This is a genomic window from Pseudomonas sp. PS01297, from assembly GCF_029959305.1.
GTDB classification, from domain to species: Bacteria; Pseudomonadota; Gammaproteobacteria; order Pseudomonadales; family Pseudomonadaceae; genus Aquipseudomonas; species Aquipseudomonas helleri.
Window position 1 is genome coordinate 233,373 of sequence record NZ_JASCPQ010000001.1, and the last position, 26,465, is coordinate 259,837.

The window sequence follows — 26,465 nt, forward strand, 5'->3', positions numbered from 1 at the left end:
GATCTTTTGATCGTTAAAAGATCGCGAGACAAGCTCACTCCTACAGAGAAATGAGCAGCAAAAAAAAAAGGGGTGATCAATGATCACCCCAAGGTCGAACTACAAAAATGTGCTGCGGTTACAGGCTGATCTGACCTCGCTCCTCGTCGGTCAAGCTCGCACGTGCCTGTTCACTCAGTGGCCCGGCGCCCAGCACCTGCACTGGGCTGTTGGGGTTGTAACCGGGCTGCGCCCGGGTTTGTTCCGGCCCGTGTTGCACCGGCTCACTGCCAAAGCTCAAGACTTCAACGGTGACGATTGATGCACGTTGCTGCCGCGCCGCCGCTTGCTGGTTGCGCGCGGCGTTGTCGGCTGCCTGGGACGCTGCCGCGCCCGCCGAGCTGGCAGAAGACAAGGCCCCGGTGTTGACGGTTGCCGACACCGGCACCCCGGACGATTTGCCCTGGGTCTGGATGTTCGCCGCGTTGACGACACGCAAGGCGGCGATGTTGATGTTGCCCGACACGCGAATCCCCGCCTCGCCCGCGTCAATGGTGCCCAAGGGTGCAATCAGGTCGATGTCGCCTGCCGGCACTTCCGGGATCGGGTTGAGCGTGGCAATACCCGCACCGGTACTTGGCACCGAAGGCGACAGGGCGACGTTGCCCCAGTTGTCATAGGTACGTTTCGGCGGTGTGTAGACCACGGTGGTTTTCGAGCCTCGGCCGGCGTTGATGTCACCTTCGGCGGACCAGCCCATGATCGAACCCCCGAAGGTGGTCATGATCCGGCTTTGGCCGAGCAGGATGCTGCCCTGAGAGTACAACTGGATATTGCCCGCGCCCTGGGTGATGACGCCCGCCGAAGCTGGCGGTGCGATACCCTCGATGCCGAATGTCTGGCTGCCGCCCGGGGTGAGCATCTGGATGGTGCCACCGAAGTCAGTGTGAACCCCGGAGCTGCCAAACATGCGGATGTCACCCTGATAAGCGATTGGGTTACCCGCCACGTCCTTCTCCGGGAACAGCGCCGCAATCGCAGCCCGGCCACGAGCATAGCTGCCTTCACGCACGCCACCGGCCTGGTTGTACTCGCGACCGCCTGCCTGCAGCTCGGCAAAATACACCTCGCAGGCAAACACGCGCTGCTGCTCGCCTGGCAATTGTTTGAAGTAAGCCATTGCTTGCTCGCTGTCACCGGCAAAGTCAAAGCGCTCAGCCAACCATGCCACCAGCTCTTTCTCGTAGGTCTTGGCCACTTTACCGCCCGACACTGACAACGGTTCACCCACGGCCAGTTGGTTAGCCGGGTTAAGGTAAGCCTCGACAAAACGCTGGTAGTCCACACCGTTGGCGCCCGTACCGGCCTGCATGGCAATGCTCGCGCCTTGACGCAAATCACCGGCCATGATCGGCCCGATGCTGGTCACGCTGACCTTGTCGTCCATGACGATGCTGCGCCCGGCGGTGATCTCTAGCCCGCCCGGGCCGGCAATGTTGAAGCTGCTGTAAATGATGTCGCGCCCGGCCGAGACGATGGAGATGTCGGTCGCGTTGTTATGAACGAACAGGTTACCCGTGGTGATCACGCCCGGATAAATTTCGCCATTGTCACCCGGGTTGGCACCGCTGCTGACGATATCGCGACCGGCCATCATCCACACTGGACGGCTGCCTTCGTACCAGGTCTCGCCGACATGAGCCACGTTGGCGTTTTGGTACGCAATGATCCGGCCGCTGTTGACGCCCACAAGGTCACCCTTCACTGCATAGAAGCGCGCAGGATCAGCGCTATTGCTCAATGCTTCAGAGGCTGTACCCGGACCAAACGTAAACAGTGACAGCCCGCCATTGCCGTAAGTGCCGTAGTTGCCGGTTTGTGACAGGTTGCTGTAGTTCTGCCGCCCAAGTGTGGCAAAAAAGGCCGGATTCCACGGGGTAGCGATGCTGCTGAGCGCTGTACTGGATTGGGTAACGCTAAAGCCACCGGCGTAAATCGAGTCCTGCGCAAGGAACTGCAGTTGCCCGTTTTTGCCCGGTGCCAGGAGCAGCGGGTAGGTGTAGCTCGCGTAATCACGGGTGGTGCCGGCCTTGCCGTAGTAAAAACTGCCACTGGCGGCGGTCGCCCTGAGGATCGATGGATACACTACCGCCATGTCGGTGTTCGAGCCCACCATGAAGGGCGTCAGGTTGCCCCCTTCGGCATACAGGTCGACGACCGTATCAGGCGTCCACAAGGTAAACCAGCTGCTGGAGCCGCCATTGAGACCATCACGACTGAAGGCCGATCGGTTGTACTGCGTCACACGCCCCGCATCCTCAACCGTTTGTACCACCAGGTCGCCCAAGGTGTGCAGGCTGAACGCGGCATCGCCTGCCACCAGGGTTATCCCGCCTTGCGGTTTGCTGCGGCTGGCGCGCAACGGTTCTGCTGCACGCACATCACCCGGCACCTGGGCCGAAGTGCCGTAGACAGTGTCGATGCGCCCGATACTGCCGGCCTGCACTTGCACATTGCCGCGTGTGTTGATCAACACACCGTCACGATTGCCGAGCGTTTCGATGAGAGCCTGAGGGTTGAGCGCACCGCTGACCTGCAGACGCAGATCGCCGCCACCGGTGAGTTGCAGGCTGCCATCGCTGCTCACCCGGCCCGTACTGCCAACGGCCAGCACCAGGCCCTGGGTGCGTTTGTTGTTGCCATCGGGCGTGGGTGTCGGTGCTTTCAAGGAGCCCGCGTCGCCCCCTACGGTCACGTCCAGGTCACCGCCACCCAAGGTACCGAAGCCGGTGAAGCCAATCAGGTTGTCAGAAATGATGTTGGTGTACGTACCAAAGTTGATCCACCAGGCCGTCGGCTGCGCCTGCCCGCCCGTGGCCACATCGCCGCTGCCCTGACGCCAGAGCCAGTTACCGACATCCGCCCGGTTGTTGCCGTAGTCATCGGGGTTGGGTCTGAACTGGCTATAGCGCCCGCCGTTGTCGAGGTTGCCGGTGAGGTTGCCATTGACGTTCAGCGTCAGGTTACCGCCCGCCTCGGGGTACCAGGCGCGGTACAGGCTTTCGCTGCCACCGTTGACGAACTGCTCGAAGTAGCTGGGGTTTTCCTTGAGCACAGTGCTGCCGCCCAGCAACGCCCGTGGCTGGTTGAAAGGATCGCCCGCATAAGTACCGGTAGACGAAGTACCCGCCGTGTAAACGCCGTAAGACGAGTCCACGCTCAGGTTGCCACCGCTGAGCAATTGCAGGTCGCCGGTGCCGGTACGCACGACGCTGAAGCTCGAACTGGTGGGCAGCGGGGCATATTCCTTGGGGCTTTTGGACAAGCAATAGTCCGGTGAATCTACACAGAACTTAGACGCGCCGCCTTCAACCCCCAGGTCCGCCAGGAACTGGTCATCGATCACGCCGCCCACCTCAACGATGATACCGATGCTCTCAAGGTCAGCCGCGGCGTACTCGGTCCACACATAGGTGGTTTTGGCCTGGCAGTATTCCGCAAAGTTGCTGCAGAACTCAGCAATCGTGCCCAGACCAAACTCATCCAGAACCGATTGATCGATCGGATCACCTTCCTTGACCACAACCCCGGCATCGCCCAGGTCAATGACCGCATGGGCGCTCCAGACCAGCACGCCTTTAGGTGGCAGCTCTTTGGCAAACATGCCGTAGTGGCTGTCGGCCAGGCGCAATGTACCGCTGCTCGGGTGCGGCTGAAGCAGGCGGCTGTCGGCTGCCTCCGTGTCCGCCCCGGCAACCAGACGCAACGACCACGACTGCGAGCCCTCGGCCAGCATCGGTGCAATGGCCCAGACTTTACCCTGACGCCCGGCCACTTCAGGGCGCAACTGAATCGAATCCACGTCGCCCACCAACTTGACGTTGGTGCCCACCGGAATCAGCGCACCGCGCGCCAAGGTAATGTCACCATCCAGGGTGACGGTATTTTCAATCGTATTCAGGGGCCGTGCCATGCCAGGCAATGGCACGCCTTTTGGCCAGACCATGGCGCGCAGCGAGGCGGACTGACCCAACAAGGTCCCGGCTTCCAGTTGAGTACCGGCTTGCAAGGTGTACGGCTGGTTCAGCAAGGTGCCTGCTGCCAGCAGCGTGTTACTCGAAGCGTCGAGTACCGCAGCCGCCAACACGGTGCCGGCAGGCAAGGTCAGCGCTTGTGCCAATGTTGCCCGCGCAGGCAAGCGCGTCCCGGCCTCCACGGTCATGCCTTTGATCGGCAAATCGTAATTCAGTACCGAGCCGGCCATGTAGGTGGTGCCATCCGCCAGCACCACGCCATTGCCCGGCACGATGGTGTCGCCGCTGGTAAAGTCTCGACCTTTCAACAACACCCAGCCGTTGTCATCCATTGTTTCCGGCGGCGGCGCGAAGCCATCGTTGATGCTGCCGTAGATGCTCAGGTCGCCCCCGGCACGCAGGGTCAGGCTGCCGGACTCACCCGAGCCGTACACCGAAGTTTTCTGGCTGTTGCGGTTGAGGCTGGCGTAGCGATAGCCGGACAGGTCGACATCGCCCTGCACCACCAGATCGCCATTCGCGGTGTTGCTGATGATTTCCACGCCCGGACGCAGGTGGAAAGCGTCGGCGTAGGTGGCGTTGTTCAACCCGGCCAGCTTGTTGTTCAGCAGGTTGCTGTTTTGCAACGCGGCATTGATAAACGCCGTGCTCAAGGCGTGCTTGCCATCCAGATACGCCTGATCAATCACCTGATACGGCCTGCCGCTGGCGGTCGGATCGGTCATCACGGGGGCGTCGTCGTAGGTCGCCATGCCGTTCAGGGTGATTGCCCGCGCACCTTTAATGTCCAGACGGCCGCTGGCATCAATGGCGATGTCGTTGTTATTCAGGCGTGGCGCGTTCATTTCCAGGGTGCCGCGGTTGCGCCCGTGATTGCCCGGTGTGCCGGCAGTGCCGTGACGCAGGTCGATGCGCACGCCGTCTGCCAAGGTCAGTTGTCCGGTGCCGGAACCCAGCACCACCATCGCCCGGTTCGGTGAATCGATGATTTTGCCGTAGCTGTCGACACGCACCTGGCTGCCGTGGGCATCGAGTACCGCGCTGCCGTCCAGGGTCAGGCCATGCTTGCCCGCAAGGTTGATGCTGCCTACGCGTTCACCGCTGGCGTCCACCAGGCCTGTAACACGCAGCGTGCCGTTGTCGACCGAGACGTTGATGGTATTGGCCTTGAGACCGCTACCGATGGTCAGGTCACCCTGCTTGAGCTGGAAGCTGCGGGCGCCGAAGACCTCGCCGTCATTAAGGCGCTGGTTGAGCGCTGCAAACTGCTGATCCAGCGAACCTGTGGCACCCAGGCGCTGAGCCTGGACTTCGACGCTGCTGCCCTGATACGGCACAAGGGTGCCACCGGCATTGTAATAACCGCTGTTGCCGCCCAGGATCTTGCCTTGCAGATCCACCATGCCGCCCGCCACGTCCAGCGCCACGGCGCGCAATTTGCCGCCCTGGTTGTGTTTGGCTGACAGGTCGATAGTCGAACCCGCCGCCTGGCGGATATTACCGTGACGGCTGTCGAGCAATACATTGCCGCCCGCACCGTATTTAGTGATGTCGTTGAACACCACGGCACGACCGGCCACGTCGATCAACGATTCATCGGTCAACACCACATCGCCTGTGGCGTCCAGCGTGACTTTGCCGCTCGGCAGCACCACCGCCGAGGCCAGGCGAAGGGTGTCGCCCTTGAAGGAGAGCTCGCCACCGTAGCCGTTGACCGCGCCACGAGGGCCGCCAGATGAAGAGATATCAATCGCACCGCCCGCGGTAATGCGGTTCAGCGAACCTCCTTCACCGGTCATCAATGGCGTCACGATGTTGAGATTGCCGCCGCTGTAAGCAAAGCCTGTGACCGGGTCATACGCGCCCTGGCGTTGGTACACCGACAGGCTGCCTTTGTAGTTGGCGGTGATGCGATCGCTGGCATTCAGGTTGACGTTGGCAAAACCCAGCACCAGACGGTCAAACACGGTGTTGCTGCTGGGCTGGGCGAACGGACCATAACCAAACTCGATGCGCTCGGCGTTGATATCCAGTCGTCCGCTGCCGGTCCCGGCGCCGTCAGTGATGACCGCGCCCGGTGCGCCCGTGGCACCTTGCCAGATCAGATTGGCGGTGTGGATGGTCGCGACATCTTCGGCATTGCCCAAGCCGTAGATCGCCGGGGTCGACAGTACCAGATTGTTCAGCAACGACTTGCCGGTCTGGGCGTCGTAGGTGTCCAGCAGCGTGCTGCCATAGAAGTTGAACGCCTGGCCCGCCGACAGTTGCAGGGTTTCCAGCGCCGGGGCACCGGTGCTGGTGTCACCGCGCAGCAAGCGTTCAAGCACTTGCTGGTTAAGGGTCAAGCCCGCTGGCAACACCTTGCGCGCGGCCGCATCCGCCAGCCCGGCTGTGCTGCCGACGTTGATGTTGCTCAAGGCCAGCGTCAGGTGGCGAGTGCCATAACGCACGGCATCGTCCAGTTGCAGGGATTGATCGGTGGCGGCAACGATACTGCCCTCGGAATAGATCGTGGTCTGGCCCGAACAGTTGCCGCTCGGGCACACTCCGATCTGGATATCGCCCGTCGGGTCGCCGGTGCGGTTGACATAAGGCAGCACATTGATCAGACCATTGGACACGGCCAGCATGCTCGGCACGCCCTCGTAAACAAACCCGTCGCGAGCGTCATAGGCGGCTGCACCGCGACCCAGGGTGGTAATCGAAGCCCCCTGCTCGATCACGATGCTGCCGGGGCCTGCCACGATCATCACTTCAGGTGCCGAGAGGGTCGCACCGCTGCGCAGAAACACCGAGTTGCCCGGAGTGTTCACGCCATAAGGGAACTTGACGATATTACCGTTACGGCCATATTCCACTTGGGGCAAGCCGCCAATAAGGATGCGCTTGGCATTCAGATTGTTAAGGCTTTGTGCCGTCAGCGTCAGCCCTTCGAAGGCCTCCAGGGGGCTGTTGGCATCGACGATTTGGGTATAGCGGTTCTCGAGGGTCGCGCCGCCCAGGTTGATAACGCCCACGGTGCCGCCGTAACCGCCTTTGGCCGCTTCAAACTTGCCAATGCCGTCGAAAGTGAAGGTGTCTTTGCCGCCACCGCCGGTAAACGCCAGCTTGAGGGTTTTGGCGTCCACTTCCAGCATGGGCCGTGGCACACCGAGCCTGGCGGCATCGGCCATGGCGAATTGGGCGTAGCTGGTTTCGTTGTACTGCGAATAACGGCGCAAGGTATCGGCCGAGGTCAGGATCACCTGGCTGTTAATGCTGTTGTGAATGCCCGTATTGATAATCGACAGTTGCCCGGCCGTTGACCAAGACCCGTTGCGCATCAGTGTGGTGGCGCCATCACTGCCCTGCCCGGCGAGGCCGTTGATCTCTACCCGGAAAGCCCCCGGCTTCAAGGCGTAGGTGGACGGCATCAAGGTGTAGGTGCCTGCGGGCAAGCCCGGCACGCCTGCGCCAATAGTGATTTGCTGGCCCACCAGCGGCGTGCTCGCGCCGACTTCGCCCGTGGCCGGTGCATAGCCGGCTTGAACGCCCGGGACAATGGCGTAGACCGGGTTGGTCGCGAGGCCCGGCAAGGTAAAGCCGCCGTTGGCACCAAACTGCACCAGCGGGTTGAAACGTGCATCGGTCGAACCGCCGCGCCCTGAAATAAAGCCTGCGCCCAACAACTCGCCGCCGCCGGACAAATCCAGGGTGGCACCAGGCATTACCGTCGCCTTGGCACCGCCCAAAATGACCCCGACCGTTAGCTCGCCGCTGCCGGTCAGTCCCAGGCCACCCTGGCCGACGAAGACCACGTCTTTACCCTTATAGCGATAAACCTGATCATCCACGGTGCCGCCATACGGCAATACCAGGCCTTTGGCGCTGACCGATGTCAGGCTGCCCGGCAACAGTTCAACCCGGGAGTCGCCCACGTTACCGAGTTCAATCATCCCCAACGGCGCACGCAATACGCCGCCCTGCTTGATGGTGTAAGCCCCCAGTTGCAGACGCCCGAACACCGAGTCCGGGGCCACGCCGTGATCATCGCCGACCTTTTCGATGGTCAGGGTGCGGGTCGGATCGAAAACCAACCGATTGTTAATGATGTTGACGTCGCCCACCAACACTTGGGCGTTGATGTCAGAGGCCGGGTAGATTCGCGCGGCACGCAGGGTCAAGTCCCCCGCTGTACGTAATTGGGTACTGAAGCCACTGGAGGTATCGCCGCCATCGCGCCCAGCGAGAAAGCGCAGGTCGCCGCTGCTGTTGAGTTGGACGTTATCGAAGCTCAGCGTGTCGCCGAAACCAACGCGATCGCGAATGTCCAGCAGGTCACTGTCAACCACTAACGTGCCCTGGCTGCTGAACCCTGGCGTCGTGTCAGCGATGTAAGGCCGCGTCCAGGCTTCCATGCCGGATTTATCCGGTTCCAGCAGGCCACTGAGGACCACATGCGGGGCACGTAGGTTAACGTGCGACGTCGGGTTGGCGTTGCGTGCCAGGCTGACGCCGCCGGTATACAGGTGCAAGCTTTGCCCCAGGTTCAGCGAGATATCACCGTCAACGCTGAACACACCCCGGACCAGCAACGTCAGGTTGTCAAAACCACCCGCCTTGACCTGATCTACACCCAGTGCGCCGTGGCCGTAGACCAACGAATCTGCCGCTGTTTCGGCACTGTCAGCCAAGGCAATGGTTTTATGCTGCTGGCTCAGCACCAGTTCACGCACCGGCAACACCCGGTTGGTGACGTGTTCCTTCAGGTAATACGGAGCTTCCAGGGCCAACGACAGACGCCCGCCAGCCGCACCTGCGCCACCGGCATTGGCGTTGAAGCTGCCGTCCAGGTACAGGCCATTATTGGAAGCGAAGGCAATGTTGCCGCCATTGCTGGCCACGTTGACGCGGCCCTGCCCCGGTATGTCCAACAGGGCTTGAGTACCGGATGCATCCAGGCGTGCGCCTTCGCGCACCACCACAAACAGGTCGCTGGCCTTGGCGATGCCGGTGTCCGGATTGACATCGCCGCCGACAATAATCTGCCCGCCATTGCGCACCTGACCATAGACACGGCCAAGGCTGTCAACGCCAGTCACGGCACGCGCCGCTACATCAATGACCGCCTGCTCACCGATCCAGATCGAACGGCCATGGCCGATGGCGTCGACTTTATTGGACTCGCTGTTGGCCAACCCCGCGAGGCTGACAGTGCCGCCCCAGGCGTTGAGCGTGCCATCGACCGTCAGTTGGCCGATGCTGCGCAGGTTAATCGCCTGGCCGGGATCAACGGTAACCACAGCGCCCTTGCCCACCGTCAGGGCAGTGCTCGCAGCCAATGCACCCGAGGCGATGGTGGTGCCCGCGTTCAAGTTGAGGCTGGCGCCACGGCGCTGGGTCAACACACCCTTGAGGGCGTTTTCCTGGTACAGCGCCGGGGTCCAGCGCTCCAGCGCGGTGGTCGGGTCGCTGCCCGTTGGCGTGGTCGCAGCCTGTTCACCCTGATGGTAGACCGGCATCGTGACATCAACGTGTGTGCCGTCGGTGACCAGCAGGCCTTCGTTGCCGGTGATGTCGTAGGCCGAGAAGCCTTTTTTGAAGAAATCACCGGACACATGCAAGGTGTCGGCGTCGGGTGCCGTGGTGGTGTCGCCGATCTGCACCTTGCGCGCCTGTACCGCCAGGGTGCCGCCGCCCGTGACCCCGTAAGCGCGTAGCTCACTGCCCAACTCAAGTGCCTGCATGGCCGCCAGGGTTGCACTGCCGCCCTTGCCGCCGGTGAGCTTGCCGTCCAGGCCAATGGTGGCCCCGGAAGACACATCGATCACACTGCCTTGCGCCAGCTGCAGGTCGCCGGTGGTGCGCAGTGACACCTTGCCACCATTGATCCAGGCCGCGCCAGGGTTGTTCGCAGCGTCCTGCGCGAGGTTGTTCCAGCGCCCGGTCGCGTCGAGTTTGACCCCGTCAGCCACCTTGACCCACGCCGGTGTGCCGTTGCTTGGCCGCAGGTAAACATCCCCCACCGCCATGTCACGCTCCCTGTCGGCCTGCAGGAAAATGTTGCCGGCATTGATGCTGCCCGCGTGGGCAGTCAGGTTGGCATTGATGGCTGCCCGTGGGGTCAGCAGCGTGATATCGCCGCCATCGGCCACTTTTAGCGCGCTGTTGACCGTGATGTGCTGCTTGGCAGAACCTTTGATTGCGCTCAGCTCAAAGCCATTGAGCTGATCACTGTCGAGAATGATTTTGCCTTGACGCTCTGTCGGTAGCGCAGCCAAAAGGTCCAGGCCGTTGGCGATTTTTTCGACGCCCGTGTCAAACACGATCTCGCCGGTGACCGGGTTCAAGCTGTAGCGCAAGGTCCCGGTGCTCTTGTTGAACACCGGCGTGTAGCTGCCGATGATCAGTTGCGCCCGCTGCGCCGCAGCTTTCTGCGACTGCTGATAAGCGTCGATGTTGATGATCGGGGTTTTGATCTGGCGATCACCCTGGAACACATCACTGATCAACTGGCCTTCAAGCACAGCGCTGGTGGTGCCGATAACCAGCTTGCCGGCGTCACTGCCCACGGTATAACCGGCCTCGTAGCGGCGCTGCGAAGCAATCAACGGGTTGTAGTAATAATCTGTGCGGCCCCAGCGTTGGCTGGCGTCTTCAAAACCTTTATAGAAGCCGGAATACAAAATGTCACCCGGCGCCCTGGACAACTCGTACAGGCGGCCGTCCGGGCCTTTGAGCCAGCTCTGTTGAATGTAACCGCCCTGCACATCAACCGTGCCGCCCGACAGGTTGAACTGCGCGTTCTTCTCCGTGACCACTTCATTGCCGGTAAAGGTCAGCGTGCCGCCTTGGGCCATCCACTCACCGACAGTGTGCCCTTGGGTGCCAAGGTAGCCGCCCACTTCCAGCAAGCCTCCGGCGGTGTACCAGCGATCCGTCGCGTAGCCGTTGGTGCCTGCCGGGACAAACACCAGTTCGCGCAGGTCAACCCACACATCGTTGTTGATCAGTTTGCCGCCGTCACGGTTGACCGGCGCGTCGCGCTGCTCGTTACCCTGCACGTTGATCTTGATGTTGTTGGATTCCATCGACACCTTGACGCCCACGGCGCCTGACACATCGATCATCGCGCCGTCGCGGACAAGGCTGCGCTGAGCCGCGGTGACTGCGACCTGGCCGCCAGTAGCCAAGGTGATGGAGCCGTCCTTGAACTCCACCGTGCCGCCGCTGACGATCTCGACCCGGGACTGATCAATACGGTCGCTGATGGTGCTGAGGTGGTTGAACTGCCCGGTGAGCATATTGACCGCGTTCGGGCGGCCATCAAGGTTGATCAGGCCGCTGTCACGCTGACTGTTAAGCGCGGTATTGCCCGTGGCATCCAGCAGGATCGCGGTGGTACTGCCCTGCCCCAGGGTCACGCTGCCGGTTTTATCGGTGACCGAGTTCAGCAGGTGAATCGTGCCGCGCGTGTCCACCGAAGTACTGGCCAACGCCACGCCGTTTTGCTCGACCTTGTGCCCGGTCAGCGTCACGTCACCCGTCGAGGCCATGATCAGGCCATTGTTGACGACCGTGCCCGCCGTGCTGCCCGCCTTGAGGCTGGTCGCTATTTCGTTGCCACGGGTGGTGGAGTTCTGATTACCTGAGGTCCCGACGCCACGGCGGATATAAAAACTGTCACCTGCGGCCAACGTCGTCTGGCCTTTGGCGGTGATGATGGTGCCGGCGTTTTCAACCTCTGAGCCGAGCAGCAAGGCATAGCCACCGGACTCGGTTGACAGCGTGGCGGCGTGGGTCTGAATCACCGCGCCGCGCTGTACTTCAACCTTGCCTGCGGCGTCGGTAAATGTCGGTTTTGAGCCGTCGACATCGACATAAATACCGCGTTGGGTGAACTGGTCATCGGTGATGTTCGCGGCGCCGGCCACCAGATTGCGCACGTTGACCTGGCTGGTACCACTGAACACCACGCCGTTACGGTTCATGATCATGACCGTACCGGCGCCCTTGATCTGGCCCTGAATCTCGCTGGGCTTGGCGTTCGGATCGTTGACCCGGTTCAGCGCGGCCCAGTTTGACTGCTGCTGGAAATCGACCGTGGTATTGCGCCCGACGTTAAACGTTTCCCAGTTGAGGATCGCCTTGTCAGCGGTCTGTTCGATGGTCACGGTGGTTTTACCACCGGCCTGGGTTTGCGTCGGGCCTTTGGCGTTGGTCCAGCCTTGGGTCAGGCTGTTATCGACCTGCAAACCCCCTTTGCCCAGCCCGTCCGGGATGTTCGACACCTGCCCCAACGCCGCTTGCCGTCCGGCAGCCTGCGCGGCTTGCTGCGCAGCAATCGCCGCCACACTGGTGTTCAGGGTGGTCAAAGACCGTTGCAACTGCTGATTGGCCTTGGCCTGTTGATTCAGCGTCGGAATCTTCGGTATTTGAGCATTGTTGCGCGCAGCGGTTGCAGCCTGAGACGCGCCCTTATCGGCAAACCAGCCGGAGCTGAACGCCGGGGCACCGTGGGCAGTACCCGCCACCATCAGCAAAGCAATGGCATGGGCCAGTGGCTTAAGGCGCAGGGTGAGTTGGCCGCCAGGGCTTTGGGCTTTCGGGTTAACCGGTGGTTTGCAACGGACCATCTGGACTCATCCTCATTGATTCTCGCGTGGGGCGAGTGACACGTTTAGGAGGTAGGCCGTTGGCAGAGGGCAGGACTGAACCGTTGTCATTGAATATTCATAAAATTATCGCGCCTGGCCGTGAGTTAAAAAAAAGGGTGGTCGGTGACCACCCCAAGGGAGAACTACAAAAAGAAGCGATCGTTACAGACTGATTTGACGCCGTTCTTCATCGGTCAGGCTGGCTTGAGCATGCTCACTCAAAGGTCCGGCCCCCAGCACTTGCACGGGGCTATTGGGGTTGTAGCCGGTGGTTTTCAGGGTTTGCTGCACATCACTCTGCACTGGCTCACTGCCAAAACTCAGCACCTCGACCGTCACGATAGAGGCGCGCGCCTGACGCGCTGCCGCCTGCTGGCTGCGTGCCGCGCTGTCCGCCGCCTGAGCCGCTGCCGCGCCCGCAGAACTGGCAGAACTGATGGCCCCGGTGTTGACGGTTGCCGACACCGGCACCCCGGACGATTTGCCCTGGGTCTGAATGTTCGCCGCGTTGACGACACGCAAGGCGGCGATGTTGATGTTGCCCGACACCCGGATGCCCGCTTCGCCCGCATCAATGGTGCCCAGCGGTGCAATCAGGTCAATGTCACCTGCCGGGACTTCAGGGATTGGGTTCAGCGTCGCGATACCGGCACCGGTACTCGGCACGGATGGCGCAAGGCCGACGTTACCCCAGCCGTCATACACACGCTTGGGCGGGGTGTAGACCACGGTGGTCTTGGAGCCCCGACCGGCGTTGATGTCACCGGCGGCCGACCAGCCCATGATCGCCCCCCCAAAGGTGGTCATGATCCGGCTTTGACCGAGCAGGATGCTCTCCTGGGAGTACAACTGAATGTCCCCGGCGCCCTGAGTGATGATGCCCGCCGACGCCGGAGGTGCAGCGCCCTCGATGCCGAAGGTTTGGCCACCGCCAGGCGTGAGCAACTGGATCGAGCCACCGAAGTCGGTGTGTACGCCCGCGCCACCAAACAGGGTGATATCGCCTTTGTAGGTGATCGGGTTACCGGCCACGTCCTTTTCCGGGAACAGCGCGGCAATCGCCGCACGACCACGCACATAACTGCCCTGGCGCACACCGCCCTGTTCGTTGTACTCACGACCGGAGGCCTTGAGTTCAGCAAAGTAAACCTCACGGGCGAAGACGCGCTGTTGCTCGACCGGCAGTGCCGCATAAAAGGCTCGGGCCTGCAGGCTGTCGCCAATAAAACCGAAATGCTCAGCCAGCCACACCACCAACTCGTGTTCGTAGGTCTTGGCCACTTTACCGCCCAAGGTCGTCAGCGCTTCACTTGGCTGAACCCGGTTGGCCGGGTTGAGGTAAGCCTCGACAAAGTGCTGGAAATCCGCGCCATTCGGGCCAAAGCCCGCTTGCATCACGATGTTCGCGCCTGGGCGTGTATCGCCGGGTGCCACACCGCCCAGGCTGGTGACGCTGACCTTGTCTTGCATGAGGATGTTACGGCCCGCCGTCAGTTCCAGCGTACCCGGCCCGGCCACGCTGTAGTTGCTGAACAGGATGTCGCGACCGGCACTGACGATAGAAATGTCATTAGGGTTGTTATGGATAAACAAGTTACCGAACAAGGTGTATTCACCCGTGCTGCTAAGCCCCCCATAAACACCCCCCAGCGGCGTACCGCTGCTGACGATGTCGCGCCCGGCGAGCATCCGCACCGGCCCTGCGCCTTCGTAATAGGTCTGGCGATAACGTGAATCGGTAGACGTACTGATGGTGAGCATGCGCCCGCTGCTCACACCCAGCAGATCACCGTTCAAGGCATAGAAACGCGCAGGCTCAAGGGCACCGCCCCAGGCCATGCTCGCGGTGTTGGGGCCAAACGCAAACAGTGGGTGCAGGCCAAAACGGGCAATGTTGCCATCACTGCCCAGATTGCCGCTGCCGTTGACCACCATTTTGCTCATGTACCCCACATAAGCCGGATTCCAGATGCTCGCCAGGGCATCCGGGGCGGCGCTGGAGCGGTTGATGCTCAAACCGCCGCCATAAATAGAGTCCCCTGCCAACAGTTCCAGTTGGCCTTTGGCCGACGGTGCCAAAACCAGCGCCCGCAGTGTTTTGTCATCGGTGTTAAACGCTGATGAGTGGCCGTAATACAGGCTGCCATTGGCTGCGACGGCGCGTAAGGTCGCGGGATAAACCGCTGCCATATCGGTTTCCGTAGCCTCGGTCAGCGGTGTGAGGTTGCCCCCGCTGGAGAACAGATCCACGGCCGTGCGCTCGGTCCAGAGGCTGAACCAGCTCTGTCCGATCCCCGCAACGCCACCTCGCTCATACGCCAGGGCATTCATTTGCGGCGCACGCCCAGGGTCTGACACATCCTGCAAGACCAAGTCGCCACGGGTTGCCAGGCTGAAGGTAGCGTCGCCCGGTAACAGGCTCATGCCGCCAGCGGCCACGGCCGAGGTGGAGCGCAAGGCATCCAGGGCACGGACTTCACTGGGGCTCTGGTTGCCGCTTTTGATGCCGTAGCGCAAGGTCAGGCTGCCCAACGCGCCGCTGGTCATCTGTACATGCCCGCGCAGATTCACGAGCGCGCCATTGAGGTGATCCCGGTAGACGTCACTGGCGCCGTTCACAGCCCCGCCCACACGCAGGTTCAAATCGCCGCCGCCCGTCAGTTGCAGGCTGCCATCCGCCCCTACGCGCCCCGTACTACCTACTGCCAGGACCAGGCCCTGGCTGCGGCCGTTCAGGCTCTGATCGCTATAGCCCAGCGGCTTGCTGATCCCGGCATTGCCGCGCACGTCAACATCCAGGTTACCGCCACCCAAAGTGCCAAAACCGGTGAAGCCGGTCATCTGATCAGCACCGCCGTTATCAGACATATTGACGACATAGGAGCCAAAGTTGATCCACCAGGCGGTGGATTGCGCCTGGCTGCCCGTCTTGTCATTGCCCTGGCGCCACAACCAATCGCCAACGTTCGCCGTGTCGTGACCCACATCGCTGCGGGTCAATCGCCCGAAACCGATCGGCGCCGCGCCCATGATGTCGCCGGTCAGGTTACCGCCCACTTTCAACAACAGGTTGCCGCCACCGTCCGGGTACCAGGCGCGGTACAGGCTGTCTGGCCCGCCATCGATCCATTGCTCGTTACCGCCTGCGTTACCCAGCACCTTGCCATCACTGCCCTTGCCCCGCGCAAGGTTGTAAGGGTCGTTGGCCGTGGAGGCATAGGAGGAACTGCCCGCGGTATACACCCCGAACAATGACTCCATGCTCAGGTTGCCGCCGGCCAGCAATTCCAGATCGGCCGCACCAGTACGCACCACGCTGAAGCGCGTGCTGCCACCGATTTCCAGATCATAAGCACCGCCGCCTGAGGCACAGTAGTACGGTGCGTCATCGCACATGCCGGGGTAAGCATCGTTCACAAAGTCGATCGGTTGCCCGACCATGCTGTCATCACCAAACCAGTCCATCGAGCCATCCAGCGTCCAGACCAGCGCACCTTTACCAAACGAGCCGTAATGGGTGTCGGCCAGGCGCAAGTGCCCCGTTGCCGGGACAGGTTGCAACTGACGGCTGTCCGCCGCTTGGGTATCGGCCCCGGCCACCAAGCGGATCGACCAGGCTTGCGAGCCTTCGGTCAGCATGGGCGCAATGCCCCAGTTCTTGCCCTGACTGCCGGCTTCCTCGACCCGCAGTTGCACGGAAGTCGCACCATAGGCCAATTTGACGTCGGTGCCCGCAGGCAGCAGAGCGCCGCGCGGCATCACCTTGTTGCCATTGAGCGCCACTGCGCTGGTGCCGTTGGGGTTCGTGGCGGCGGGCAACGGTACGCCCTTAGGCCAGATCATCGCCCCGACACTCAAGTAGCTCGAAAATACGTTCCCGGCATCCAGAACGGTGCCCTCCGGCAAGGTCAAATTTTGGCTCAACCGGGTACCGGCAGCGATCAATACGTTGCCTGAAGCATCCCGTACAGCCGCCGCCAATACGGTTCCGGCGGTCAGATCCAGCGGCTGGGTGAGTGTGGCGGCAACCGGCAAGCGACTGTCCGGAACCAACCTTGCGCCCTTGATGGGCAGGTCGAAGTTGAGGGTTGAACCCGCGGGGAACAGCGTGCCGTCCGCCAGGGTCACGCCGTTGCCCGGAATAACCCGTGTGCCATTGGTGTAATCAATTCCCGGCAACAGCACCCAGCCGTTGTCGTCATCGGTCGGCGGCGGTGGCGCAAAGCCGTCGTTGATGCTGCCGTAGATGTTCAGATCGCCCCCGGCGCGCAGGGTCAGGCTGCCCACTTCGCCAGAGCCGTACACGGCATTGTTCTTCTGGGTGTGCGGGTTAACGCTGGCATAGCGATAGCCGGACAGGTCGAGGTCGCCCTGTACCACCAGATCGCCGTCCGGGGTTTTGCTGACGATTTCCACGCCCGGCCGCACATGGAAAGCATCGGCGTAAGTGGCGTTGTTCAGCCCCGAAAGCCTGTTGTTCATCAGGTCTTTATTGCTCAGGGCAGCGTTGATGAACTGCACGCTCAACGCGTGCTTTTGATCCAGGTAAGCCTGATCAATCACCTGATACGGACGCCCATTGGCGGTGTCATCGGTGTGGGTCGGTGCATCGTCATAACGGGCCATGCCGTTGAGCGCGATCGAACGTGCGCCCTGAATCGTCAACTGACCCCGAGCATCAATGGCGATGTCGGTATTGTTGAGGCGTGGTGCGTTCAACTCCAGGGTGCCGCGATTGCGCCCGTCATTGCCTGGCGTGCCCGCGGTGCCGTGGCGCAGGTCGATGTTCACACCATTGCTCAAGGTCAAGGGGCCCTCGCCCGAACTGAGCACCACAATGGCACGGTTCGGCGAATCAATGATCTTGCCATAGCTGTCGACCCGCAACTGGCTGCCGTGGGCATCCAGTACCGCCGTGCCGTCCAGGGTCAGGCCGTGTTTGGCGGCCAGGTTGATGGTGCCGACCCGTTCGCCACTGGCGTCCACCCGCCCGGTGACACGCAGGTTGCCGTTGTCCAGCGAGACGCTGACGTTGTTGGCCTTGACGTCGTTGCCGATCACCAGGTCGCCCTGTTTGATCTGGAAGCTGCGCGCGCCAAACACTTCGCCCTGGTTCAGGCGCTGGTTGAGGGCCGCAAATTGTTCGGTGAGGGTGCCACTGCCACCCAGACGTTGGGCCTGAATCTCCAGCAAGCCCGCCAGGTACGGCACGATCGTGCCACCCGCGTCATAAACCCCGCTGCTGCCGGCGAGGATCTTGCCCGCCAGATCGACCGTGCCAGCACCGCTGTCCAGCGCTACCGCACGCAGCTTGCCCGCCTGATTGTGAGTGGCCGACAAGTTGATGGTCGAGCCTGCACCTTGCAGCACATTGCCCGTGCGGCTTTGCAACTGCACATCGCCGCCCGCCGAATACTTGGTCACGTCATCAAACACGATGGCGCGACCGGACACATCCAGCAGCGCGTCATCGGTCAGCACCACATCGCCCCGGGCGTCCAGTGTGACCTTGCCACTGGGCAGGATCACGGCGCTGGCCACGCGAATGCTGTCGCCCTTGAGGGACAGTTCAGCGCCAATGCCTTTGACGTCTTTATAGGTGCCTGGCGCGGCGCTGATATCAATGACGCCACCGGCGGTGATGCGGTTGATCGAACCCGCCTCGCCGGTCATCAGCGGGGTCAGAATGTTCAAGTTGCCGCCGGTGTAGGCAAAACCGCTGAGCGGATCAAACGCGCCTTGGCTTTGATACACCGAGAGGCTGCCGGTGTAATTGGCGGTGATGCGCTGGCTGGCGTTGAGGTTGACGTCGGCAAACCCCAGGGCCAGGCGGTCCTGGCTCTTGCGTTTACTCGGCTGGGCAAAACTGCCGTAGCCGAATGTGATGGTGTCGGCCTTGATGTCCAGACGCCCGCTGCCGCTGCCCGCGCCACCGGCGATAGGGGCCGAAGGCTGGTTGTCAGCGCCCTGCCAGATCAAGTTTGCGGTGTGGAGGGTGGCCACATCAGCGGCGTTGCCCGCGCCATAGATCGCCGGGGTGGAAATCATCAGGTTGTCCAGCAAGGACTTGCCGGTGACCGCATCGTAAGTATCCAGCGCGGTGGTGCCGTAGAAGTTGAAACTCTCGCGTGCCGACAGTTGCAGGGTTTCCAGGGCGGGCGCGCCGAACTGCGTGTCACCGCGCAGCAAGCGGTCGATCAATTGCTGGTTGAGGGTAATCCCGGTCGGCAGGCGATTGGCCGCTGCGGCCGCCGCCAGGGCGTCCGTGCTACCGACGTTGATGCTGGAAACACCTAAATTGAGATGGCGCGTGCCATAACGAATGTCATCGCCCATTTTCAGGGCTTTGCTGGTCAGGGCGACGATGCTGCCTTCGGAGTACAACGCCGTCGTGCCGCTGCATGGCGCACTGGCGCACACTGCCAATTGGATATCCAGACTGTCGCCGACCGGCGCGGCGCTGATCGCATTGATCAAGCCATTGGACACCGCCAACATGTTATTGAACACGTTATAGACAAAGCCATCACGGCTGTCATAACTGGCCTTGCCTCGCCCGATGGTATTGATTGCAGCGCCCTGCTCCACGTTAATGCCGCCGTCCAGGGTCACCAGGAACACTTCGGGTGCGGCCAAGGTTGCGCCTTCACGCAGGGAGATCGAGCCTGTGTTGGAGCCCGAAAAGTTAACGTAATTGCCGAGTTGGCCATACGTGACCTGCGGCAAGCCGCCGATTACCAGCCGTGCCGGGGCCAGCGCATTGAGGCTCTCTGCATACACGGTGACACCGCGAAAGCCCGGCGTGGCGGCCTTGCCGGCCGCGACAATTTCAATGCCGCCAGTGCCCATGTTCATGGCCGCTACCGTGCCAGCGTAACCACCCGCGGCGGCATCAAAGCGCCCCACGCCTTCAAAGGAGAATGCCTGGGTTCCGGCACCAGGGCGCAAAGCCAGCTTCAAGGTTCTGGCATCGACCTCCAATTGCGGCCTCGGTACCCCGAGCTTGGCGGCGTCAGCGATGGCGAACTGCGCGTAGCTGGTTTCGTTGTACTGGGAGTATCGACGCAAGGTCTCGGCTGAGGTCAAAATCAACTGGCTGGCCGTGCTGTTGCTGATCCCGGTATTGGCGATGGACAGACGCCCGGCGGTCGACCAGGATCCATTGCGCATCTGCTGGGTGGTGCCTTCGACGCCAGCCCCGGCCAGGCCGTTGATCTCTACCCGGTAAGCACCCGGCATCAAAGCGTAGGTCGACGGCATCAAGGTATAGGTGCCTGCGGCCAATCCGGGGACACCCGCACCGAGGGTGATTTGCTGGCCAATCAGCGGATCTGTCGCGCCGCCCTCAGGTGCCACCGGGGCCTGGCCCGGCTGTACGCCAGGCACAATCGCATAGACCGGGTTGGTGGCGAGCCCCGGCAGGTTAAAGCCACCATTGGCGCCGAACTGTACCAGCGGGTTGAAGCGCGCGTCGGTAGAACCGCCGCGTCCGGAAATAAACCCGGCACCGAGCAACTCACCGCCGCCGGAAACATCCACCGTAGCCCCGGGCATCACAGCCACCGACTCCCCGCCGAGGATCATGCCGACCTGCAGATCGCCGTTCTGGTTGACGATCCCGCCCAAGCCCAAAAACGACACAGTCTTGCCGTTGTATTTATAGACCTGACCATCCACGGTGCCGCCGTAAGGCAGTACCAAGCCCTTGCCACTGGCCGAGGTCAAACTGCCGGGCAGTAACTCGACGCGCTGTGAACGCAAGGTGCCTATTTCGATCAACCCCAACGGGGCACGCACGATACCGCCCTGCTTAATGGTCGGCCCGCCCAGTTGCAGGCGGCCGAAAGCCGAGTACGGCACCGGCGCATCGCTGTTCCCGGTGCGTCCAATGGTCAGGACGCGGGTCGGGTCATAGTTAAACCCACCTTCAGTGACGCCATTCAGATAACCCGCCAACACCCGCGCGCCGACGGCCGTCGCCGGATACAACTGAGTGGCCATCAGGGTCATATCGCCCCGGGTCATCAATTGGGTGTTGATGCCCATACTGAGTTCATCCGCCCCCTCAAGGAAGCGTAAATCGCCCTCGCTGATCAGGTGTACGTCATCAAAGCCGCGACGATCAACGGCATTCACCATCGCGCTTGGTAGCACGCGGCTGTTGTTGCCGAACTGCACATTGCCGCGCACATCGATCAGGTTGGCGTTGGCCTTGAATATCGCCTGGCTGTCACGCAGGGACATGCCGGTGGTCAACACCGGGTGGCGGTACTGGTCTTTGGCTTGCAGCGGGTCAAGGATACCGGCGAGCAACAGGTAAGGCGCGCTCAGGTTGATCCGCGAATCTACCGGCGCGTTGTCACTCAAGGCCATGGCCCCGGTGTAAAGGCGCAGGCTCTGGCCCATGTTCAGCGACACATCACCGTCAAAACTGAGCAAGCCATCGGTGAGCAAGGCCAGGTTGTCAAACCCACCGGCGCTGATCTGATCCACCCCGAGGCGGGCATGGCCGTACTCCAGGCTGTCGGCGGCGGCTTCGGCGGTGTCCGCCAGCGGGCTGCGCTGATGCACTTGGCCAAGCACCAGTTCACGGGCGTTGAGCACGCGGTCGGTGACCGACATTTTGAGGTAATACGGGCTTTCCAGTGCCAGCGACAAACTGCCGCCCGCCGCACCGGCGCCCCCGGCATTGGCCACAAAGCTGCCGTCCAGATACAAGCCATTGTTGGAAGCGAAGGCAATGCTGCCGCCGTTGCTGGCGACGTGTGTGCGACCTTGTCCCGGCACATCCAGCAGCGCCTGGCTGCCGGACGCATCAAGACGCGCACCTTCACGCAGCACCACAAACAGATCACTGGCTTTAGCAATGCCGGTGGCCAGATCAATATCACCACCGACCGTGATCTTGCCGCCATTGCGCACCTGACCATACACCTGGCCACGAGTGTCGACGGCGGTCACGGCCCGTGAGGCCACGTCAATCACCGCCTGTTCGCCGATCCAGATCGAACGACCATGGCCGATGGCTTCGACTCTTTCTGAGTCGGTGTTGGCAATACCCATAAGAGTCACATTGCCACCCCAGGCATTGAGCGTGCCGTCGATCGTCAGTTGGCCGATGCTACGCACATTGATCGCTTGGCCGGGATCAACCGTGACCACCGCGCCTTTACCCACGGTCAGTGCGGTAGTTGCAGCCAGAGCGCCTGACGAAATAAGCGAACCGGCGTTCAAGTTAAGACTGGCGCCACGGCGCTGGGTCAGCGCGCCCTTGAGCGGGTTTTCTTGGTAAAGCGCCGGTGTCCAGCGTTCCAATGCCTGTGTTGGGTCGCTGCCACTTGGGGTGGTCGCAGCCTGCTCGCCCTGATGGTAGACCGGCATCGTGATATCCACCTGAGTGCCGTCAGTGACCAACAGCCCTTCGTTGCCGGTAATGTCATAGGCCGAGAAGCCTTTATTGAAGAAGTCACCGGCCAAATGCAGGGTATCGGCGGCGGGGGCCGTGGCGCTGTCGCCGATCTGTACCTTGCGGGCCTGTACAGCTAATGTGCCACCACCGTTGACCCCATAACCGCGAACCTCACTGGCCAGATCAAGCTTGCCGTACGCGGCCAGGGTTGCATGGCCGCCCTTGCCGCCGATGAACTTGCCGTCCAGGCCGAGGGTCGCGCCGGACGATACATCCACCACGCCGCCCTCGGCCAGGCTCACATCACCGTTGCTGCGCAGCGACACTTTGCCGCCATTGAGCCAGGCCGCACTGGCGTTGTTTGTACCGTCCTGCGCCAGGTTGTTCCAGCGCCCGGATGCGTCGAGCTTGACCCCTTCGCCCACCTTCACCCAGGCCTGAGTGCCGGTTGTCGGGTTTAACAAGGCATCGCCGACGCTGAAGCTGCGGTTTATATCGGGCTGGTTAAGGATGTTGCCCGCGTTGATGCTGCCACCGTGGGCGGTCAAGTTGGCGTTGATGGCCGCTCGGGGCGTGTACAGGGTGATATCACCGCCATCAGCCACTTTAAGCGCACCGTTGACCGTGACCTGTTGCTTGGCCGAAACCTTGATCGCGCCCAACTCAAACCCATTGAGCTGATCGTTATCAAGCATGATTTTGCCTTGACGCTCAGTCGGCAACGCCGCGTCCAAATCCAGACCGTTGGCAATTTTTTGCACGTCGGACTCAAACACAACTTCGCCAGTGACCGGATTCAGGCCGAAGCGCAAAGTGCCCGTGTTTTTGTTGAACACCGGCGTGTAGCTGCCGATGATCAACTGCGCCCGCTGCGCCGCAGCTTTCTGCGACTGCTGATAAGCGTCGATGTTGATGATCGGGGTTTTGATCTGGCGATCGCCCTGGAACACATCACTGATCAACTGGCCTTCAAGCACGGCGCTGGTGGTGCCGATAACCAGCTTGCCGGCGTCACTGCCCACGGTATAACCGGCCTCGTAGCGGCGCTGCGAAGCAATCAACGGGTTGTAGTAATAGTCCGTGCGGCCCCAGCGCTGGCTGGTGTCTTCAAAACCTTTATAAAAGCCGGAATACAAAATGTCGCCCGGCGCCTTAGACAATTCGTACAGGCGGCCGTCCGGGCCTTTGAGCCAGCTCTGTTGAATGTAACCGCCCTGCACATCAACCGTGCCGCCCGACAGGTTGAACTGGGCGTTCTTTTCAGTCACCACTTCGTTGCCGGTAAAGGTCAGCGTGCCGCCTTGAGCCATCCACTCACCCACGGTGTGCCCTTGGGTGCCGAGATAGCCGCCCACTTCCAGCAAGCCACCGGCGGTGTACCAGCGATCCGTCGCGTAGCCGTTGGTGCCTGCCGGGACAAACACCAGTTCGCGCAAATCAACCCACACATCGTTGTTGATCAGTTTGCCGCCGTCACGGTTGACCGGCGCGTCGCGCTGCTCGTTACCCTGCACGTTGATCTTGATGTTGTTGGATTCCATCGACACCTTGACGCCCACGGCGCCTGACACGTCGATCATCGCGCCATCACGCACCAGGCTGCGCTGAGCCGCCGTGACGGCGACCTGACCGCCAGTAGCCAAGGTGATGGAGCCGTCCTTGAACTCCACCGTGCCGCCGCTGACGATCTCGACCCGGGACTGGTCGATGCGGTCGCTGATGGTGCTGAGGTGGTTGAACTTACCGGTGGTGGTGTTGACGGCATTAGGACGGCCATCAAGGTTGATCAGACCGCTATCGCGCTGGCTGTTGAGCGCGGTGTTGCCGGTTTCATCCAGCAAAATGGCGGTGGTACTGCCCAGCCCCAGAGTCACGCTGCCAGTTTTATCGGTGACCGAGTTCAGCAGGTGAATCGTGCCGCGCGTGTCCACTGAGGTACTGGCCAGCGCCACGCCGTTTTGCTCGACCTTGTGCCCGGTCAGGGTGATATCGCCGGTCGCGGCCATGATCAAGCCGGTGTTGCTGACCTTGCCTGCGGAACTGCCAGCATTGAGGCCAGTGGCCACCTCGTTGCCACGGGTGGTGGAACCCTGGTTGCCCGAAGTCCCGACGCCACGGCGGATATAAAAGCTGTCGCCTGCGGCCAGGGTGGTCTGGCCTTTGGCGGTGATGATCGTACCGGCGTTTTCAACCTCCGAGCCGAGCAGCAAGGCATAGCCTCCAGAATCGGTTGACGTCGCCGCCGCATGGGTTTGAATCACGGCGCCGCGCTGCACGTCTACCTTGCCGGCGGCATCAGTAAAGGTTGGCTGACTGCCGTTAGCGTCAATGTAAATACCGCGCTGGGTAAACTGGTCATCGGTGATGTTCGCGGCACCGGCCACCAGGTTGCGTACGTTGACCTGGCTGGTACCGCTGAACACCACGCCGTTACGGTTCATGATCATGACCGTACCGGCGCCCTTGATCTGGCCCTGAATCTCGCTGGGCTTGGCGTTCGGATCGTTGACCCGGTTCAATGCCGCCCAGTTTGACTGCTGCTGGAAATCGACCGTGGTATTGCGCCCGACGTTGAAGGTTTCCCAGTTGAGGATCGCCTTGTCAGCGGTCTGCTCGATGGTCACGGTGGTTTTACCACCGGCCTGGGTTTGCGTCGGGCCTTTGGCGTTGGTCCAGCCTTGGCTCAAGCTGTTATCGACCTGCAAACCCCCTTTGCCCAACCCGTCCGGGATGTTCGACACCTGCCCCAACGCCGCTTGCCGTCCGGCAGCCTGCGCGGCTTGCTGCGCAGCAATCGCCGCCACACTGGTGTTCAGGGTGGTCAACGACCGTTGCAACTGCTGATTGGCCTTGGCCTGTTGATTCAGCGTCGGGATCTTCGGCATTTGAGCATTGTTACGCGCAGCGGTTGCAGCCTGAGACGCGCCCTTATCGGCAAACCAGCCGGAGCTGAACGCCGGGGCACCGTGGGCAGTACCCGCCACCATCAGCAAGGCAATGGCATGGGCCAATGGCTTGAGGCGCACGGTGAGTTGGCCGCCAGGGCCTTGGGCTTTCGGGTTAACCGGTGGTTTGCAACGAACCATCTGGAATCATCCTCATTGGTTCTCGCTTGAAAGCGAGCTTCACGTTTAGGAGATAGGCAGTTGGCAGAGGGCGGGACTGAACCATTGTCATTGAAAGTTCATAAACAACGCTGTTGCTGCGGCGTCGATACGGTGCTCAGGTTCAGGCCAAGCATGGCGCAGTAAACAGGCGACTGTAGTCGCTGACGAGGTACGAAGGCTGCGATCGGCCAGCGTGGTTTAACGGAGCTCTTAAATCAAGATCAAAAGATCGCGAGGCAAGCTCGCTCCTACATAGCTCTTAGAATCAATGACTTAGCTTGTGCTTGATAAGAACTGCCGAAGATTTTAAAAGATCGCAGCCTTCGTACCTCGGGAGCACCTCAAGGTGTAGGAATTAACTCAACAACACCACGCCACCCGGCAGTTCGGTGCATTTGGCGCCGTAGGCATCGCGGATCATTACGGCTACACCTGGCAGTTGTTGCAGGCTGAAGCGTGCCTGCACGCGCCGTTTTCCCAGTTCAGTGTTGAGCAACACCAGCATGCCGGGGCGGTAGCGGTTGATCTCGTTGACCATGTGCGCCAACGTCGCGTTGTTGAACACCAATACCTGTTCGCGCCAGGCAGTCACCGCTTGGGTATCAACCGCCACAGGCTCGTCAACTTGGGTCGCGGTGTAGGTCAGTTGACGGCCACTGTCCAGACGCAGGTTGTGCCCGTTAACCTGCACTGCAACGGAGCCGTCCAGGCACGTCACGCAGACGCTGTGGTCAGTGTTGCGTACGTTAAAACGCGCCTGCGCAGCACTCAGCCAGCCCTTGCCCGCCTGTACCTTGAGCGGTTGTGCAGCGTTGGCCAGCACCTCCACTTCGCCTTCCAGCAATTCGATGCCCTGGTCGCGCTGGCTGACGCGGGTCTGAGTGTTGAGTTCAAGACGAACACCTTCACTCAGATCCACCCCGCGCTGCTCTCCGACCGCTGTGCGGTAGTCAGCGGTCAGCCCGTCAAAACCACCCGGCACACCGACCCGCACCATGACCACCGCCGCCGAAGCAGCAATGGCCGCGCCCAGAAATGCACGGCGGCCAAAATGCCGTGGCGGCTGCTGGACTTGGGCGGCGGCAGGCGCCATCTGTTGCCACAGCACCTTCGCCTGTTCAAATGCCTGGGCGTGCTCGGGGCTCTGTGCGCACCAGTTTTTCAGGGCCTTGGCATCAGCAACCGTGGCCTGGCCGGAGGTCAGCAGGATCAGCCAGTCCCGGGCTTCAGTCTGAAGCTGGCTGTTTGACCGATCCCGGGAAGCGGGGAAGCTAAAAATGTTCAAGCGCGTCAATTCTCA

The 26,465-nt window shown here is 61.6% G+C and carries 3 protein-coding genes; all 3 read right to left on the minus strand.

The genetic code is table 11. The annotated features are described in order from the left end of the window. Positions 1 to 118: 118 nt before the first annotated feature. The 3 genes from QMX84_RS00920 to QMX84_RS00930 all read right to left on the minus strand — a co-directional run bounded on the left by QMX84_RS00920 (position 119) and on the right by QMX84_RS00930 (position 26,450). On the minus strand, positions 119 to 12,628 hold the full coding sequence (locus tag QMX84_RS00920) for a filamentous hemagglutinin family protein (protein WP_282362872.1): 12,510 nt from the start codon (positions 12,626 to 12,628) through the stop codon (positions 119 to 121). Between the two features lie 183 nt (positions 12,629 to 12,811). Further along, on the minus strand, positions 12,812 to 25,144 hold the full coding sequence (locus QMX84_RS00925; protein ID WP_282362873.1) for a filamentous hemagglutinin family protein: 12,333 nt from the start codon (positions 25,142 to 25,144) through the stop codon (positions 12,812 to 12,814). Positions 25,145 to 25,520: 376 nt separating this feature from the next. Further along, positions 25,521 to 26,450 (minus strand): FecR domain-containing protein, encoded by a 930-nt coding sequence (locus tag QMX84_RS00930; protein ID WP_262125954.1) that lies wholly within the window; start codon positions 26,448 to 26,450, stop codon positions 25,521 to 25,523. Positions 26,451 to 26,465 lie beyond the last annotated feature (15 nt).